Here is a 17,759-nt window from a genome sequence, read left to right on the forward strand (position 1 = left end):
GATCCACGGACGATCACGATGTCACGGGCGCAGATCGATGCCCACGCACACCGGCTCCGGGACCAGCGCGACGCCGAAACGCTCCCTGACGCCCGCCTGCACGGCCTTGGCGAGGGCGACGATGTCATCCGAGGAGGCGTCACCACGATTGGTCAGCGCCAGCGTGTGCCGCGTGGACAGGCTGGCGGAAACGCCGTCCCTCCCGGATGCACCGGCGAGCGCGAATCCCTTGTGGAATCCGGCGTGATCGATGAGCCACGCGGCGGAGGTCTTGACGCCTTCGCCCCCGTCGGGCAGCGTCGCCGCGAACCGCGGCGCGTCCTCGGGCAGCTTCGCGGCCTCCTCGGGCGTCAGTATCGGATTCATGAAGAACGAGCCGCAGCTGTGGCGGTCGTAGTCGGCCGCAGGCAGTCCGGAGTGGTTCTGGCCGTTCTGACCGTCATGGCCGTCATGGCCGTCTGACGCGGCGCCGTCGGCGAGACGTCTCAGGTCGGCGATGATGTTCTCCTCGCGTTTGGTGCCGATCATGGCCGTCTCGACATAGCGGGTCGGATCCTCGAGCATGCCCTTGGAAGCACGCACGGCGAGCACGGCGTCGCGGATCGCGGTCGTCCTCATCCGCGCCCCCACATCGACGCCGAGCGCCTTGGCGAGCTGTCCGAAACCGACCGTGCCGTTCGCCGAATGCCTGAGCGCGAACGTGACGGACAGCACCACGTAGCGTGGCGTGGGGAAGAACCGGTCGGCGGGCGTCGCCGGAGCGGCATACATGCTCGTCTTGAGCGCCGAGGAGCGGTATCCGAAGTGAAGGTCCTCGGGCGTGAGCTCGCAGGTGGTCTTGGTCTCGCGGTCCCACACCTCGACCGATTCGACGCAGGTCGCGACCTCCTGACCGTATGCGCCGATGTTCTGCACCACGCAGGCGCCGACCGTGCCGGGGATGCCGGACAGGCCCTCGACGCCCTCGAGGCCGAGCGAAACGGTGAACGCCACGAAATCGTCCCAGTTGGCACCGGCTTCCGCGTTGACGTGGACGGTGCGGTCCTCCCCCTCGACGGGCGCGGCCTCGTCAGGCACGGTGATGCGTCGGCGAGCGTCGCGCACGACGACGCCTTCGAACGGTTCATCGGAAACGAGCATGTTGGAGCCGCCGCCGATGACGCACAGCGGCAGTCCCTTGGAATCGGCCTCCTCAACGGCCTCGATGACGCCGACGCGGGTGGTCGGCTCTACGAAACGGGCGATGTGCCCGCCCACTCCGATCGTGGTGATCTCTGCAAAGCTGGTCATAACTGACTATCGTACTTATGGTTTCGTGAACACGCGGGGTGGCTGGGGAATCACGGACCAACCCCGCGGACCGTGGAAGGGGCGGTCCATGCGACTCGACACACTCAAGGCCGTTCGGCCAAGCCTACGGTCGCGCCGCATGGACCGCCCCTTCCACTCGTTGGTTGCGAACGTGAATGAGACGACCGCCCATACAACGCAAGGAACCCGGCCTGTTGGGGCCGGGTTCCTTGGGAAAGTCTTAGCGTGCTCAGCGGGTCTCGCGGTGCACGGTCTGCTTGCCGCAGCGCGGGCAGAACTTCTTCAGCTCGAGGCGATCGGGCGTGTTACGACGGTTCTTCGTCGTAATGTAGTTACGCTCCTTGCACTCGGTGCATGCCAGCGTGATGCCGGGACGGATGTCGGCGCTCTTAGCCATGTTCATTCACCTCTGTAGTCTAAAAGGAACGCCCGTCAGCCGACGGGCGCATTTGTAGCGAGGAAGAGGCTCGAACTCTTGACCTTACGATTATGAGTCGTACGCTCTAGCCAGCTGAGCTACCCCGCCAGAGAGCCCCGAGTGAGAATTGGACTCACGACCTCTTCCTTACCAAGGAAGTGCTCTACCACTGAGCTATCGGGGCGTGGCGGGTATAGGATTCGAACCTATGAAGCACGAAGCGGCTGATTTACAGTCAGCTCCCTTTGACCGCTTGGGAAACCCGCCAGTCGTCACTCTCGGAGGTCTTGTTTGTTTTGACCTCGTCAGGCAACTCGAACATCATGCCATGGGATTTCCCAGCGCGCAAGTCGGTGTCGGCAAATCAGGTTCAAAAACATCATTTTGACATCCTCAAATCGTTGGAATTCCAACGAAAGATGAATTTTCAGCGAAAAGCGTCCATCGGCGTGTCGCGAGGCCTTAAAACAGGATTTCGAGGCCTCATGCGCGCCTCATGAGCAGCTGAAATCGGACCGGGAATCATCGCCCATCGGCGTGTCGCGGTGCCGCGAACAGGCGTCGGAGATCATGCGGGAGCCTCCCGACGTGTTCGGTCTCACCGCCGAAAGCGGCCGCGGCGGCGTTTCGGGATACGCGAAGGACGGTCTTCGGCGTGTCGTCTGAGACACCGGCAGGCACATCGCCGGTCACGCCTGCGGAGGTGCTGCCATTCGCACTGCCATCCGACCGTCGCCCACCGGACTGCTGCCCATACGAATCGGCGATGCGGGCGGCGATCGCCATGTCCGTATCGGACGGGGACCAGCGCACGCCACGGCGCCGCCCCTCGCGTTTGAGCTGCTCCCACGCCGCACGCCACGCGCGGGCGCGCAACACCGCGTCATCCGGTTGCTTAGCGGACGCGCGCGCCAAAGCGATGCACCGCCGGCGACGCCACCAGCGCACGCCACGGGGCGCGAACACGAGTAGCGCGATCAGCGCCACGCCGGCACCTGTGCCGAACAACGCACGCCCCCACATCGGCAGAGAACCGAACCACGCGGACGTCCGCGACCATACGGACCTCTCGGCGGCTGAGGAAGAGGAGGCCTTCTTCTTCCGACCGCTTGCCTGTTCCTCCGCCTGATCACCGGTCTCCTCCGAGGAATCAGACGAGGACGCATCGGAGGACGACTGGGAGGAGGAATCGTTCGCATCACTCTGATCGGACTGCGTGTCGGTGGTGGCCTGATCGGAGGAACCGGTGGACTGAGACTGCTGCGTGGTCGCGGACGCCGCATCGCCGAGCGTGCCGTTCTGCTCGCTGGCTGGCGTCACATCGAACGGAACCCAGCCGACGCCGTCAAGGTAGGCCTCGACCCACGCGTGCAGCTGGCGGGACTTGACCGCAATATAGCCGTCGGCGTCCTTCTCGTCGTCGGAACCGGAGTTGTAGCCGAGGACGATGCGGGTGGGCACGCCCATCGCACGCGCCAGCACCGCAAGCGCGGAGGCGTAGTGCTGGCAGTAGCCGGCATGGCCGGAGTCCGGGTCGAGGAAATCGTTGATGACCTCCATGTTCGACCGGCCGTCGCCGTCGGGCGCGTCGAGCGAGTAGGTGAAGTGGTTGTCGGCGCTGGTGAAGTAGTCGACAAGCCAGCGCATGACGCGAATCTGGTTGTCGTAGCCGGAGCCCTTGATCGGGATTCCGGCGGCCTGCGCCTGAGCGATGATCGCCTTCACATTGGCGGGCAGACTCTTCGGCAACGAAGTGTACTGGGAGGAGTGCGCCCGCTCATCGGACTCTTTGACGGCGTCGCGAATCCACCTGAGCATGCGGTTGGTGGCGTCGGCACGGCCGCTCTCCGAGCGGCCGTTGATGTTGTTCAGACCCATCGACGCCAGCAGCTGGGAGGTCTCCCCCATCCACTGGGACAGCCCGTCCTCGCCCGAGGAATAGTATTCGCTGGTTTCGTCGCTCCATATCGTGCCGATATCGAGCGGCTTGATCGGCATGGCGATGGTCACGCTCCTGCCGTCGTCGGAGAAACCGAGCATGACGCCGTCCTCGCCGATGCCCAGCTGTTCGATGACGGTGGAGTTGAAGGTGATGTCACTGGGACGGCCGGCGCCGCCGATGACGGTGTGGCCGTCGCCGTCCTGACCGTCCTGACCGCTTTGACCGTCCTGACCGTTCGGGCCCGCATCGGCGCCCCAAACTATGTCGTAGGTGCTCACCCTGCCGAGCTCCCAGTCGTTCGGCCCACGCACCACGCCATCGGAGCCGATGGTGGCGTGGATGAGCACGCTGTCCTGCCGGATCTCGCCCAGACCGGCTCCCGGCAGGGCGCTGCGCGCCTGAAGCCACTGCTGCGTATTGGCCTCCTCGTTCGCGTTCTGGCTGTTCAGCTTGGCGACGGTGTCGTCGATGACGTTGAGCTCGCTGAACCCGGAGGACGAGCGGATCGGGTCGATATAGGAGCCGGATGCGGTGTACGCGGTGTCCGAGGAGGTGGATCCGGACCGGTTGTAGACGCTGCCGTCCTGATACTTGAGCCAGTCGGAGCCGAGTCCGTCGACGTCGGTGGTCAATCCCGGCATCGGTAGGAACCGGGATCTGAGCGTGTCGACACGCACCCGCGCATACCCCATGAACCGTTCGAGCGTGTCCTGGCTGACGCCGGCCACGTCGTAGCCGAAGTAGCCGAGCAGCTGCATGTATGCGGCCAGCGGTGAGTTCACCCGGCGCTGCTCGATGCGCAGATCGTCCGACGCGTTCCGCCCGAGCTGGATGCCGGCGCCGTAGAGTCCCGCGTCGAGGGCGAGATCCTTGTTGTAGCCCCACGTGTCGCCGTCGAACTGGTCGAGCGTGGTCATGCGCAGGTACATGCGCCGGTAGGAGCGGTAGCGCAGCACGGTGGTGTCGGAGCCGGCCGCGATATTGCGTTTGAGGTCGATCATCGGGCTGACGGTGTTCGACGTGAACATGCCGCCGCCTTCGCCGATCGACAATGGCACGTCATAGGCGAGCGTCTCGGCGCTCGGTCCGCCGGCCAAGGTGATGGCGACGACCACGATGGATGCGACGATCGCCGCAGGCGGACGCATCCGGCGCGGGCGAAGCGCCCACACGCCCATCGCAAACGCCATGACGAGCACGGCGATCTGCCACCATGGCGTCACGTGTCCGACGATCGCATAGTCGGCGGCGAGCGCCGTGACGGCCAGCAGGCCCATCGCCGGCATGAGGGCTCTGACGGTCAGCAGGCAGCGGATGACGATGGCCGAGATGGCCACGACGAGGATGAGGAATATGTCGCCGAGGATGCTGACCTTGAGCGGCGGCAGCTGCAGGTTCAGTTCGTTGAATCCTCCGAGGACGGAGTATTTGACCATCGCCCAGCTGCCGCCGATACCCTGCTCCCGACTGAACGGCCATTCGCCGGTGAGATCGTGCAGACGGACGACGAGCAGGATCGCGGTGACCAGCGCCGTCAGCAGCGTGTACGCACCTATACGGATCAGCTCGAGACGGAGGCGGCTGCGCCATGTGCGCTGTACCCGCAATGCGCTCCATGGGATGCTCGCCTCGATGGATGCGACGGCCAGCAGCGCGCCCGCGAACCAGATCCATGCTCCGCTCGGCGAGACGAGGCCGCTCAGGCCTTTGAGGGTGAGGGCGAAGACGGTGAGCAGCATCAGCGCGCAGGTCATGATCGGCAGTATCGGGCCGGCCTCCATCGAGCGCACCTTGTCTGCCAGACGCCCGATCCGGGCGAATGCCTGCGCGATCCGAACCGGCGTTTGCACGGTTCGCGGTGCCGTCTGCGCACTCAACGAGGACGCCTGCGCGCCGGGGATGACCGTTTGCGCGAATCGTTCCGGCGCCTGACGTATGGGGGTCAGTATCCGCAGCCGATCGGCGATCGGCGTGGATTCCAGCGCATGCTCAAAACCCTTGGAACCACTGGCATCGCAGATCACGACCGTGACGGGGCCGCTCTGATTCTGGGCGAATCTACTGACCCCTGCCGCACAAGCGGTGTCGGTGGGTGCGCAAGCGGCATCGCCATCTGCGCATACGGCGGCGAGAAACCGTCTTGCCGCGGATTCCCCCTCATGGAAGGTGACGCCGTCGGTGACGACCACGCGCATGCCGGCACCGGACACCGTCCCCGGCACCATACCCGGCCCCATACCTGCAAGGAACGGCATCAATGCCGCGACCTCACTGTCCATGCGCTCGGCGTCCAGACCGTCGGCACCGCGCGTGTTCACGGCCAGCAGCAGCGTGGCACGCTCATCCCGGCCGGTCTCACGGGTCATCAGCTTGCCGCGTCGCGCGGTGTGCTTCCAGGAGATGAGCTTGATCGGATCTCCGGGCGTATAGCCGCGCACGCTACCCATCTGTTCGGATTGCGCCAACCCCGCCACGCGTCTGCCGATCGCCCGTGCCGCGTCCGCGGGAACGGACCGCTCGTCATCGGGCAGGATCAGGGTCTCCCCCGCCGCCTTTTCCACCTTGCTTGCAGCGAACAGGCCGAACGGCGAGTACCAGCGCACGACGACGCTGTGCGTGCGGTAGAGACCGCGCCGGTCGGGAAGCTTGCCGATCACATGAGAGACCACATTGCCGTGATGATCAAGACGCTCGTACTGCGCGGTGACGGTTCGCTCGCCGGTGGGGAATCCCCACAGCCATTGCGCAAGCGCGCCGATCAGGGACACAACGGTCATGGCGCACAGCGCGACGGTCGCCGCCATCAGGGTCCGTTCGTCGAGCAGCATCCCCATGTAGCACAGGACGCCGCCGATCAGGACCAGCCACAGCATGGGCAGGGCAGGACGGATCAGCCCGTGCCTGCGCAATCGGGGTGACGGCGACGCGGCGGCCGACGCCGTCGCGGACGCCGCCGTCGATTGAGACCTCGTTGCCGACGTCTTCGTCGACATCCCCGTTGCGCCGGCCATGCGTCTACACCCTGGGCACGGGAACGGTACGCACGAGTTCGGCGATCAACGCACGGGCCGTGGCAAGCGTCTCGCTGCCATAGCCTGCATCGTCGAGGACGAGACGGTGCGCGAGTACGGGCACGGCAAGCTGCTGCACATCGTCCGGCAGCACGTAGGAGCGCCCGTCGAACATCGCTCGGGCACGCGCCATGGCCCCGAGGAACAGGCTGGCACGCGGGGATGCGCCGTACCTCACGCCGTCATGCTCGCGCGTGGCGCGGGTCAGGGCGACGATATAGTCGGCGACCGGCTCGGCGATGGTGACGTGCCGTGCCGCCCCACGGATGCGGATGGCGATGTCCGGGCTGCAGACCTGTTCGACTCGATCCAACGGGCGCGACCAGTCCGCCGCGGTGAGCATGTGGGACTCGGCCTCGGCACTGGGGTATCCGAAGCTCGTGCACGCCATGAAACGGTCCAGCTGGGCTTCGGGCAGCGGATACGTGCCCTCCAGTTCGATCGGGTTCTGCGTGGCTACGACGAAATACGGGTCGGGCAGGTCGTAGGAGACGCCGTCGACGCTGACACTGCCCTCACCCATCGCCTCCAGCATGGCGGATTGGGTCTTGGGGTTCGCGCGATTGATCTCGTCGGCGATGACGACGTTGGCGAACAGCGGACCGTGATGGAAGACGAATCGGTTCTCGGCCTGAGACCAAACGTTCACGCCGGTCAGGTCGCTGGGCAGCATGTCCGGAGTGAACTGGATGCGGCGCACCTGTCCGCCTACGGCCTGGGCGAGGGCTCGCGCCAGCGTGGTCTTGCCGACTCCGGGCACGTCCTCGAGCAGCAGATGTCCGCCGGCCGCGAACGTGGTGACGGCGAGGTCGACGACCTCACGGGAGCATGACAGCGCCCGTTCCAGTTCATCGGCGATGCGGGCGGGGACGCGCGCGATCTCGTCGATGCCTGCGGACTCGGGTGCGATCGCCATGATGCCTCATTTCAACGAATGTGATGAGTTCCCTCTACGCGCACAGTCTAGCGGAAAAGACGGGAAACCCCGTACGCTGATGGCGTACGGGGTTTCCGATATGTCCGTGAGGTTTGGATTTCAGCCGAGGATGGCGAGGACATCGCGAGCACCGATGATGAGGTAGTCCTCACCCTCGTAGTGCACCTCGGTGCCGCCGTACTTGGAGTACAGCACCTTGTCGCCGACCTTGACGTCGACCGGGATGCGCTCGCCCTTGTCGTCACGACGGCCCGGGCCGACGGCCAGGACTTCGCCCTGCTGCGGCTTCTCCTTGGCGTTGTCCGGGATGTACAGACCGGACGCGGTCTGGGTCTCGGCCTCGGCCTGCTTGACGATGATCTTGTCTTCCAGCGGTGTGAGCTTAATCGACACTGTGGGTCACCTCGTATTTCTCGTAGTTCGATGTCTCTGCGCCAGGACTGCCCAAGAGGCTGACGATCACTTGCGCGATCCCAAGCACTGGTTCACATGGTAGCGCGCTTTTTAGCACTCTGCCAACTCGAGTGCTAACGCTGTGAGAGAAAAGACCGTGACCGGCCCAACCGGTTCACCGACGCCGGCTCACGCCCCACGACGCGCGAGGATGGCGGCGAGGTTGTTACCCAGCGAATCGGAGGTGGCCGCGGGCACCGCGACCTTCGCCTGCTCCTCGGACTCGTGGAACGCCTCGACATCGCTCATGCCGGCATCGGACTCGTTCGCGCCGACGCCGTTCGTCTCGGCGACCGGTTCGGCCGACTGAGTCTCCTCGGCCGGCTGCTGGCCCTCATGCTCAACATGGGCATCAGCCTGACGCGCCGGCGCGGTCTCGACCTTGGCCTCCTCGGCGAGCTCGCGCTCGCGCTCGGCGTCGACCGGCTCAGCCTTGGCGACCTGACGCATCGACTTGATCTCGCGGCTCTCGGGAGCCACCGGCTCGGCCTCGACGTTACGCGCCTCGCCCAGCGAGAAGGAGATGAGGTCCTGACTCGTGGCCATGTCATAGGCGTCCAGCGCACGGGCGGGATGCACCTCGGCGAGTTCGGTGGTGTGATCGGAGGCATCCGGCTGCGCGGCGGCCGCATCCTTCGTCTTCGACGTGTTCTTCGAGACGACCGGGGAACCGGTGGCACCGGAGACCGCCTGCTGCGGTGCCACCATGACGGGGGCACCGACGTTGGGCACGGACTGCGCCTGCGGGGCGGCGGATTCCGCCGATGCAGCCGGAGCGGCAGACGTCTGCTGGTCCTGCACAACATGAGCGGGCTGACCTTGCGCAACAGACTGAGCCTGCGCGGCCGCGCGGGCCTCGGCCTCGGCCTGCGCCGCGGCCAGACGGGCCTGTTCGGCCTCCACACGCGCCTGTGCCTCGGCGATCTTGCGGGCGCGTTCGGCCAGCGCACGCTTCTGCTCGATCTGCGCCTGACGCAACGCCCTGCGGATCTCAAGGCTGGTCATCTCGTCGGTCGGGGCGGCATCGCCCGCGGACTCGCCCTTCGGCGACGACCCGACCTGAGCCGCCTGCGCCTGAGCCGCCTTCCGAGCCTTGGCGCGCGCGGCCTTCGATTTGCGTTCCCGGGCCTTCGCCTCGGCCACCTTGCGCTCCCATGCGCGGGCCTGACTTGCGGCATGCGCGCCCAACGCCAGCACAACGGCGGTCAGGGCGGCGGGAATCAATGCGAACAGCGTGCTGAAATGCAGCGTGACGGCAAGCACCAGCACGACGACGGTGATCACCAGCAACGCGGCTACGATCATCTGACGACGACGGACGGCGGCATGACGCAAGCGCCGCACCTCGGCTATACGTTCCGGGGTGAGCTTGCTCGCGCGCCTCTCACTCGGCTGCATCTGTACCCCTTTCGCAAAGGTCGTGTCGTCACTGAATCGAGTCCCGCTGTGCTCGTCGACCAGATGCAGCGACGTCGAATACCGATCATCACGGTGTTCCTCCACGTGCCGCATGCTGTTGGACGTACGAATGGGCAGCCAGACCACGACTCCTATGAGTACGATGATCAGCACGATGACGGTGCTCAACTGCTCGTAACCCATATGCACATACAATAGGAGACGCCCGTCACATTCACCAGATTGAAATTCGGCGTGTCGGTCGACGCGACGCCGCGACTCGCCTCGCATCGAATCCTCGGCCCCGCCGAACGGACATCACACGATCATCACCAAATCCACCCAAACCTGACCATTATCCGACCACCATCGGACTGTCCACCATCGGACGAATCAGGGACGAATCAGGCCGCTTTGCGGGAGAGGCGAGAGACCAGTCGCGCGGCGAACCCCTCACCCACATCCTCGGCCAGCAGACAGAACGTCTCATGCGTGCGCCACCGTCCGGCCACGTACATGTAGTTCGGCCTCAATCCCTCATGCCGGGCGCCGACCTTGCGCACGACGGCGAGCGACCGTTCGTTCTCCGGCAGGATCGCGATCTCCAGACGGTGCAGACGCGGCCCGGTGGGGTCGGCGAGCGCCCAGTCGGCCAGCATCGCGAGCGCGGTGGGGGCGATCCCGCGGCCCGCGTGATCCTGCGACACCCAGTAGCCGACGACGCCGGTGCGCATCGCCCCGTAGCTGATGGCGCCGAGGGAGATCTGTCCGACGACGCGCATGTTGAGCTCGATGAGGAAGACGATGCCGACGCCTCGCTGCTCGTTGCGCCGCTGGCCCGCTATCCACTGGTTGAATGTGATGCCCGGGCCGTGCATCGGGTCGCCCGATTCCCATGGTCGCAGCCAGCCGTCGTTGCTCCAGCGAACCTCGTTCCATGCGTCCGCATCGTCCAGGCTCATCGTGCGCAGCGTGATCGGCACCGCCCCCATCGGCGCGCTGAGCGTGATCGGGGTGCGGATCGCGTGCGGGTCGTCCGGGGCGAAGACTTCACGGAGCGTTTGGAATACTGACACGGATCCATTGTGCCACCGCACGGGGGTGACGCGCGTTCAGTGACGCGCGTTCCGACATCGATGGGCAACGACGGATGCGTATGCTGTGACGCATGAATGAGGAGAGTAAACGGACGTTGCGTCGCGAGGCGATCGCACGTCGCAAGCTGGTGGATCCCGCCGCACGCATGACGGCGGGCGAACGGCTCGCCGCACTGGCCGACCGGCTGCCGCTGCCGGCACCTGCGGGGCCGGATACACGCGTGACGGTGGCCGCATACGTGTCGATGGGGTCGGAGATCGAGACGAGGCCGCTGCTCGACGCGCTGCTCTCGGCCGGATACCGCGTGCTCGTGCCGCGACTGGGCGCGGGGCTCGACGTAGGCTGGGGCGAGCTCGCCGCAACCGGGCTGCTCGCCCGTATGGACGCGCCGGGTTCGCCGACACATCATCGCCCCGACGAGCCCGAGGGGGAGACGCTGCCGCCGCAGTCGCTGGAAGACGCCTCGCTGGTGCTGGTTCCGGCGCTGGCGGTGGATCGCTGCGGCACCCGGCTGGGCCGCGGCGGAGGCTGGTACGACCGGGCGCTCGGATACCGCTCCCCCGGTTGCCCTGTGCTTGCGGTGTGCTGGGATTGGGAGGTGCGCGCCCTCGACGCGGATCCGCTGCCGAGAGAGGCGCATGATCTGCCGGTGGACGGAGCGCTCACTCCGGGCGGGATCATGCTGTTCGATTGAGGTACTTCAAGACGCTTCAAATGACATGGACGCATTAGTCGAAGAGTGATGTGAAACAGCAGGGCCCGACGCGTCCGGACGGCGATTAGGATATGTACGGTTGCCATCGCACGCGACGGACGCCATCCGCGCCGTCATGCCAGACGCTGCTATTTCAGTTATTCAGGAGGATCACGTTGCCTACCTATCATTACCGTTGCAAGAACTGCGGATACGATTTCACCGAGCACCAGTCGTTCGATGACGCACCGATCACCGTGTGCCCTCAATGCCATGAGGAGCAGGTGCGCAAGATCTTCTCCGCCGTGCCGATCGAATTCAAGGGCAGCGGCTTCTACCGCACCGACTCGGGCAAGAAGTGATCGCCGCCTCGCTTCGCCTGTCGCGAAGCCTTGTGTGAAGACTCCGAGGGGTTTCGTCCACATCGTCCGTTCGGCTTGACGGGGAGTCGACGCCGCTCGGACGATGGCGGGTATGACGAAGAACACCCCGCCTTGGGCGCGGCTTATGCGCCCCACTCTATACGGACGCCGCATTCGCGTGCGTCTGGTGCGGCTCGCCGCGGCGCTGTGCGTCGGGCTTGCCGTGTTCGTCACGCTGTCCGCGTTCAAGGCCGTCACCGTCACCGTCTCCGTGGTCGTGGCGTCCCGATCGATCGAACGCGGCAGCGTCATCGGCCGCAAGGACGTGACCATACTCGAAGTGCCCGCGTCCCAGGCCTTCGCCGATGCGATGACAAGAACCGACGATGCGGTCGGTCTGGTCGCTCAGGTCGATATCGGCACCAATCAGCCGCTGTATGCCCCGCTTGTCCGCGACGCCCCGGTGATTCCCCGAGGCCGCAGCGCCCTCGAGGTGGAGGTCTCCAATGACGTGTCGATGCTGCTGCCGGGAGACGTGGTCTCATTGGTGTCCGCGGTCGGCTGTGCCGCCGGACAGTCGGACATCCTCGATTCGCCCGATGATCAGCCGGAACTGTGCACGCTGACGAATCAGGCGCTGGTGATGGGACGGGCCGTCACCGAGAGTTCCGGCGTCACGACGATCGAGGTGGCGGTGGAACCGGATGCGGCACTGCGCATCATGGAATCGGCCGAGGCCGGTGCCATCGTCGCGGTGGAGCAGTGAAGCGGCGAGAGACGGGCTCCTCACTGCCGCCTCACTGGTTGGTGTTGAACACCGCCCAGTGAGGCGGCAGCTCCCCAAGAATCCGCTTGTCGTCATCGGCGTCACGCTGGCCCTCGGTCATCATGTCCGAGGACTCCAGCTTGACGCCGTCGGCGTCAAAGCGTTCGGTGCCCTCCCGCACGACGCGCCTGTGCTTGCGCGGCGTGCGTCGCTGCGCGGAATATTCGGCCATCACTTGATCTCCCGGTAGATCTCGCCGAGCTTGGCGACGATGCGATCGACTTCCTTCTCCGGGTTGACGAACGCGCCGACGCTCCACACGGTGGTAACCGACCAGCCGAGGGTCATGAGGTCGGCCGCGAGCATGCGGTGACGCTCCCTCGTGGATTGGATGGACATGTATCCGGCGTCGTCGGTCAGCACGGCCAGCGCATACGGCTGGTCCTTCAATCCCACGACCATCGGGATCTTGAGGCCCTTGTCGAAGCCATAGTCGATGGCCACCTTGAGACCACGCGAGCGGATGCGATCGGCCAGATCGTTGAACAGCGTGTTGTTGCCGCTCTGGGTCTCGCTCGGGCGCACGTTGTCGTCGGTGAGCTGCTCGGCCCATTTGAGCATGGTCTTGAGCAGCTGCGGACCGGCCGAGTGGATGCGCTCGTCGAGCATCTCGTCCGAGGTGAACGCGGAGACGATGTCGACGTTGCGATCGGCGAGGGCCAGCGCGTCGAGCAGCAGGTTCCTGCCGCCCGGCTCCTCGATGGCGCCGAACTGCTGCAGCAGCTTGCCGTACGCGGTCTTCGCATAGCACATCGAGAAGATCACATCGGTGGCCTGCGCTCCGGCGACCTCACGGATGCCGACGATGCGCACGTGGCGCAGGAAGCTGCCCATCGACTTGTTCCTGCCGGCCAGGGCCTTCAGCTCGGAGCCGAGACGGACGCGGAATCCCTCCGTCATCGTCACGACGGTGAGCATGTAGCCCGCCGGCACGATCGTGAAGCTGGCGGCACGTTCGGTGATGAGTCGCACCACCTCGTCGATCTCCGTCTGGCTGGATTCGACCAGACCACTGGCGAAGACCGGGGTGCCGCTGGCCTCGACCTTGTGGTAGGCCACGCGTCCGACCGCGCCTTCGGTCGTCACGTCGTAGCGCACGGCGCCGTAGCCCTCGGTCTCGAGGAACGCGGTCAGACGCGGCGCGCGACGCACCGGATGCGAGCCGACCTCGACGGCGGGCAGCATGTCGATGAGCTGCTTCAGGCTCGGGCAGGTGACGGTGCCGCGATGCGCGATGACGACGACCTGCTTGACGCGCACCAGCACGCTCAGCAGCTGGATCGCCGGAATGTGCGCGCAGGCGTCGACGATGGCGACGTCGGCGAGCAGATGCGGATGCGTGAGCGAGGCGAGCGTGTCCGGAGTCGCCATGAGGATCGGCTTGGCGGCCGCCAGAATCGCCGGATGGTCACGACGGATGTGGTCGAGCGTGACGTGTCCGCGGCCGGCGAGCTGCGTGTGCAGCAGATTCGCCTCCTGCGTGCGGGCGAACAGCATGTCGCACAGCCTGCGCATCGACTCCTGGGCGACCATCGGGCCGACGGAGCGCACGTGCTCGACGTCGACCTGCTCGAACCGCTCGGTGGCGTTGGCCAGCACGGAGCCGTCCTGGTTCGAGATGATCGGCGAGGAACGCACGATGTCCTCGAACACGGTGGTCCACCAGGCCAGCTGCAGTTCGGCGCCGACGGCCTCGCCGGAGATGTGGCGGTTCGTGAAGTCGGCGACCAGATCGTTGAGCCCCGCGGACTGGAACTCGTTCTCGAGACGGCAGCGCTCCGGCAGCGTATCCAGCGCCTTGCGATCGTCGAGCAGCGCCTTGAGTCTCGTCTCGACGTCGTTGAAGTTGCGGGTCTCGAGTTCGCCGCCGGCCGGCGTGGTGCTCAGCACGGCGTCGAGCGCGACCATGTCCTGCGCCATGGTCTCCTGCGCGGCGATCATCTGATCGAGCTTGGGCGGCAGCACCGGCCATCCGCCGTGCGGCACCAGGGAATGCCACTGCTCGGCCTGCTTCTTGACGATGACGAGCGCGGCGTGCATGTCCTCGACCTGGGCTCCGACGCGTAGCAGGGACTTGGCCTCGCGCGCATGGCGGCGGCGCTCCCAGAAGCCCATCGTGGTGCCTTCGGCCTTGCGGTCGGCCTTCGACTTGGTGGCCTCGATCATCGAATCGACGTCACGCTCGAAGATCTCCGGCTGGAACACGTCGAGCACACGGCGCAGGTTTTTCAGGACGATGATCTGCAGACCCCAGTCGCGGGCGGTCTCGGGCACCGGGAATCCGCAGGTCTGCACCGTGGAGGCGACATGCTCGCGCACGGCCGGCAGCACCTTCTGCAGCAGATCCATGACACGCTGGTAGGTGGCGACGGCATCCTTCTCGCTGGTGAGGGACGCCTTGTACCAGGCGGTGTCGTCCGGTCCGATCGTGTACTCGCCGACTTCGCCGGCACGCTGCAGCTTGGCGGTCCACTCATCCAGATGGCCGCTGATGCCGCGCGCGGCCGCCTCGGTCAGGCGCACGCGCGTGGCCGGATGGGTCGGTGCGATGGAGATCGCGGCGAGGTTCTGAATGGTCTGGTAGGCGGAGACGCCCCATTTGTCGCTCACGCCGTGCAGGTCGCCCAGATAGCGGGTCAGGCGGGATCGCACGCCGACCAGCTCGTCTGCCAGCTGGTCGAAATGCTGGGTGGCGACGCCCTCCTGGAATCCGACGGCGGTGATGAGCTGACGGTCGATGCTTGCGTTCGCGTTCTCGTCGGCGATGTCGAGCAGCATGCCCTGCATCTCGTTCGATCGGATCACCTGCGTGAAGCGGCGCTTCTGCTCGGCGACGCCCGGCACGTACAGCACGGAGCGTCCGTTCATCACGCAACGGGAGGCGATGGCGGCCGCCTGCTCCGCGGTGTCGCGCCCGAGCGCGCCATCCACGCTGATCGAATGGCCGGATGCGGCCAATTGCGCGGCATAGCGCACGGTGTTGTCGACGTCGCCGATCTCGTATTCGGTGTGCGGATCGGCATCGAACGGACTGTATTCGGGGATGGCGGCATTGCGCAGCGTCTTGGCGGCGTCCTCGTCGCCGGCGATCGCGTCGAGCAGCGTATTGCCGCTGGGGCCGTCGCCGAGATCGTCGATGATGTGCTGGGTCTCGGTGAGGATCTGCGCGGCGGGCTCCATGAAGCAGCCGAGGATGATGTGGCGTTCGATCGAGAAGTCGGCGATACGCGACTTGATCTGGCTCGTGATCGCGGCGAACACGGCCGACGTCTCCGGCGTGCCGGACGCGTAGTGGGAGCCGTCGAACAGATAGTCCTCGTCGAGATCGACGCCGATCGAATGCATGACGGAGACGAACGACGCGTTGAGCGCGACGTTGCCGGTGAAGGTGATCGACGAATGGCCGAGCGTATCGCTGGCCTCGGCGGAGACCGGGTAGAGCAGCACTGGCAGGGCGTTGCCCTTCCACGTGGCCACACCGACGACGAGCGAGAGTTCGGCGACGCCGCTGACGCGCTTCTTCGCGGCGCGATCGTCGAGCACGCGACCGAGACGACGCTCGGCGGCGCGCAGCATGCCGTTGTCGCGGAACAGCGATTCGAGCGTGACATGTCCGGACGCGAACAGCTGCGCGATGCCGGAGGGATGCGCATGGGTCAGGTCGAGCTGCGCCGCGAGCTGGTTGATGTTCTCCAGCGGGGAGGGCACCAGGGAGGCACGGTATTTGTCGTGCCACTCCTGCAGACGGTCAAGCGTCAGCTGTGTGCTCATCGTGCGCTCACTTTCCTACCGCTTCACGGTAATCCTGGTAGCCCGCGTTGTGCGCGAGCGCCTCGTCGATGTCGGCGTTGCCTTGCGCCGCAAGCCATGCGTACAGGTCGTCGTAGAGGGCGGGGTTCATCGCAAGGAACGGCAGCAGTTCACGGTGACGGGCCATCTCGAACTGCTTGGTCATGTCGGTGGTGTGCCGGGCGTCCTCGGAGGTGTATCCGCCTGCCTCGATGATGCGCGGCTGCGGACGGTCGAAGTCGCCGTTGGAGACCTTCTCGAACACGGAGCCCGGCTCCGGCTCGAAGGTGGAGGCGTTGTCGGCGACGACGTTCTGGTTCACCACCTGATTGACCAGCGGCATCGTGTTGTCCTGTGTGGTGAAGGTCTCCGAAGTCTCAGCGGACTGTTCCACGGCATGTTCCACAGTCTGTTCCACGCCGCGGGCATCGGCGAAGAGATCGCGGGGCGCGGATCCGCCGTGTGCGTCGCCCAACCGCAGCGGCATCGAATCGGAGGCATGGTCGTCGTCCTGATCGGACAGGGAAGGCGTCTCGGACGTGGAGACGGACGCGACGCCACTCTCGGCCGTGGGCGCGGCGGCATCGACGTCACCGGCGTCACTGGCGTCGCCGTCACCGGATGCGGGTGCGATCACCGGACCGGACGCGATCGTCGGAAAATCGATATCGATATGGAAATCGGACGCAGGCTCGTCATCGGAGGCTGACGAAGAGGACGCATCGGACGGAGCCTGCTGAACAGGCTCGTCATGCTCCGGGCCGACACCGGCCAACGACTTGAGCGGCGTCAGCGGCGCGGCCGGACGCGCGGACTGCGCATCGAACACCGCGGTCGGCTCGCCGGCACGCAGATCAAGGATGTCCGCAACGGACATATCGGCCGCATCAGGCTCCTGATGCGTGGCCGTCGGCGACGAATAGTCGAACAGATTCGGCACATGCGGCGTGAACGGCTTGACCGCGGGTTCGGGCTTGTCGACGCGCACGAAATCGACCGGCACGTCACCGAACTGCAGACGGATCGGAGACGTCGGCAGCGGGAAGTCGCGCCCCGCGGGAAGACGCATCAGCTCGCCATCGGGGTTGACGACATAGGAGCCGTTCGTGGAATTGAGATCGCGCAGCAGCGCGTCACCCTCGGCGGTGACGGTGAGCAGCGCGTGCCGCTTTGACATGGACTTGGCCGAATCCTCCACCTCAAGGCGTGCGACGCCGGTATCCGGCAACGGACGCAACGGCTTACGGCCGATCTCCAGGCTCTCTCCCGGGCGGACGCCGACCTGGGTGCCGCCACTGACCTTCACCCGCCACTGGCTCGTCGTATGGTCACTCACGGTGTCGGCCTTCCTTTCCTCTTGCATCTTCACGGCACATGCGTTGGCGCACACGCCTAAATCACGTCCACAGGCACGCTCGTGCAGGCACGTACGGGTATGCGCAGGCATGGACTGCATCCAC

At 65.9% G+C, this 17,759-nt stretch carries 13 protein-coding genes and 3 tRNA genes; 3 read left to right on the forward strand and 13 right to left on the reverse strand.

Translation table 11 applies throughout. The annotated features are described in order from the left end of the window. Positions 1 to 21 precede the first annotated feature (21 nt). The 10 genes from EMB92_RS05080 to EMB92_RS05125 form a co-directional block, all read right to left on the reverse strand. Positions 22 to 1,290 (reverse strand): UDP-N-acetylmuramate dehydrogenase, encoded by a 1,269-nt coding sequence (locus EMB92_RS05080; RefSeq protein WP_150394004.1) that lies wholly within the window; start codon positions 1,288 to 1,290, stop codon positions 22 to 24. Between the two features lie 250 nt (positions 1,291 to 1,540). Further along, positions 1,541 to 1,708 carry a 50S ribosomal protein L33 gene (gene rpmG / locus EMB92_RS05085; RefSeq protein WP_007053013.1) on the reverse strand — a complete coding sequence of 56 codons (168 nt, stop codon included), beginning with the start codon at positions 1,706 to 1,708 and terminating at the stop codon, positions 1,541 to 1,543. 55 nt (positions 1,709 to 1,763) lie between these two features. After that, a tRNA-Met gene (locus EMB92_RS05090) sits at positions 1,764 to 1,837 on the reverse strand. A gap of 4 nt (positions 1,838 to 1,841) precedes the next feature. After that, positions 1,842 to 1,913 (reverse strand) — tRNA-Thr (locus EMB92_RS05095). Position 1,914: 1 nt separating this feature from the next. Beyond that, a tRNA-Tyr gene (locus EMB92_RS05100) sits at positions 1,915 to 1,996 on the reverse strand. 255 nt (positions 1,997 to 2,251) lie between these two features. Then, entirely contained in the window at positions 2,252 to 6,544 is a 4,293-nt protein-coding gene (locus EMB92_RS05105) for a transglutaminase domain-containing protein (RefSeq protein ID WP_190973563.1), read from the reverse strand. A 142-nt stretch (positions 6,545 to 6,686) separates the two neighbouring features. Next, positions 6,687 to 7,658 carry an AAA family ATPase gene (locus EMB92_RS05110; protein WP_150394006.1) on the reverse strand — a complete coding sequence of 324 codons (972 nt, stop codon included), beginning with the start codon at positions 7,656 to 7,658 and terminating at the stop codon, positions 6,687 to 6,689. A 120-nt stretch (positions 7,659 to 7,778) separates the two neighbouring features. Next, on the reverse strand, positions 7,779 to 8,072 hold the full coding sequence (groES, locus tag EMB92_RS05115) for a co-chaperone GroES (protein ID WP_034527158.1): 294 nt from the start codon (positions 8,070 to 8,072) through the stop codon (positions 7,779 to 7,781). A 189-nt stretch (positions 8,073 to 8,261) separates the two neighbouring features. Beyond that, complete coding sequence (locus EMB92_RS05120) at positions 8,262 to 9,734, reverse strand: hypothetical protein (protein ID WP_150394007.1); 1,473 nt, start codon at positions 9,732 to 9,734, stop codon at positions 8,262 to 8,264. A gap of 200 nt (positions 9,735 to 9,934) precedes the next feature. Continuing rightward, positions 9,935 to 10,606 carry a GNAT family N-acetyltransferase gene (locus EMB92_RS05125; protein WP_223847586.1) on the reverse strand — a complete coding sequence of 224 codons (672 nt, stop codon included), beginning with the start codon at positions 10,604 to 10,606 and terminating at the stop codon, positions 9,935 to 9,937. Positions 10,607 to 10,698: 92 nt separating this feature from the next. Between EMB92_RS05125 and EMB92_RS05130 the strand changes: the two genes are divergently transcribed. The 3 genes from EMB92_RS05130 to EMB92_RS05140 all read left to right on the forward strand — a co-directional run bounded on the left by EMB92_RS05130 (position 10,699) and on the right by EMB92_RS05140 (position 12,450). Further along, on the forward strand, positions 10,699 to 11,322 hold the full coding sequence (locus EMB92_RS05130; RefSeq protein WP_150394008.1) for a 5-formyltetrahydrofolate cyclo-ligase: 624 nt from the start codon (positions 10,699 to 10,701) through the stop codon (positions 11,320 to 11,322). Positions 11,323 to 11,498: 176 nt separating this feature from the next. Then, a complete protein-coding gene (locus EMB92_RS05135) occupies positions 11,499 to 11,684 on the forward strand; it encodes an FmdB family zinc ribbon protein (protein ID WP_107043970.1) in 186 nt (61 codons plus the stop codon). A 112-nt stretch (positions 11,685 to 11,796) separates the two neighbouring features. Beyond that, positions 11,797 to 12,450 (forward strand): SAF domain-containing protein, encoded by a 654-nt coding sequence (locus EMB92_RS05140; RefSeq protein ID WP_190973564.1) that lies wholly within the window; start codon positions 11,797 to 11,799, stop codon positions 12,448 to 12,450. A 31-nt stretch (positions 12,451 to 12,481) separates the two neighbouring features. On the opposite strand, the gene EMB92_RS05145 is transcribed toward EMB92_RS05140, so the two are convergent. Genes EMB92_RS05145 through EMB92_RS05155 form a run of 3 tightly spaced genes read right to left on the reverse strand, consistent with a single transcriptional unit; the run spans position 12,482 to position 17,635 of the window. After that, positions 12,482 to 12,682, reverse strand: coding sequence for a hypothetical protein (locus tag EMB92_RS05145; RefSeq protein ID WP_150394010.1), 201 nt, complete (start codon positions 12,680 to 12,682; stop codon positions 12,482 to 12,484). Next, entirely contained in the window at positions 12,682 to 16,281 is a 3,600-nt protein-coding gene (locus EMB92_RS05150) for a PDDEXK-like endonuclease domain-containing protein (protein WP_140444536.1), read from the reverse strand. The genes EMB92_RS05145 and EMB92_RS05150 overlap by 1 nt, the downstream gene beginning before the upstream one ends. Before the next feature lie 7 nt (positions 16,282 to 16,288). Next, positions 16,289 to 17,635 (reverse strand): variant leucine-rich repeat-containing protein, encoded by a 1,347-nt coding sequence (locus tag EMB92_RS05155; protein ID WP_190973565.1) that lies wholly within the window; start codon positions 17,633 to 17,635, stop codon positions 16,289 to 16,291. Between the last annotated feature and the right edge of the window lie 124 nt (positions 17,636 to 17,759).

The organism is Bifidobacterium callitrichos, assembly GCF_008698085.1.
Lineage (GTDB): Bacteria > Actinomycetota > Actinomycetes > Actinomycetales > Bifidobacteriaceae > Bifidobacterium > Bifidobacterium callitrichos.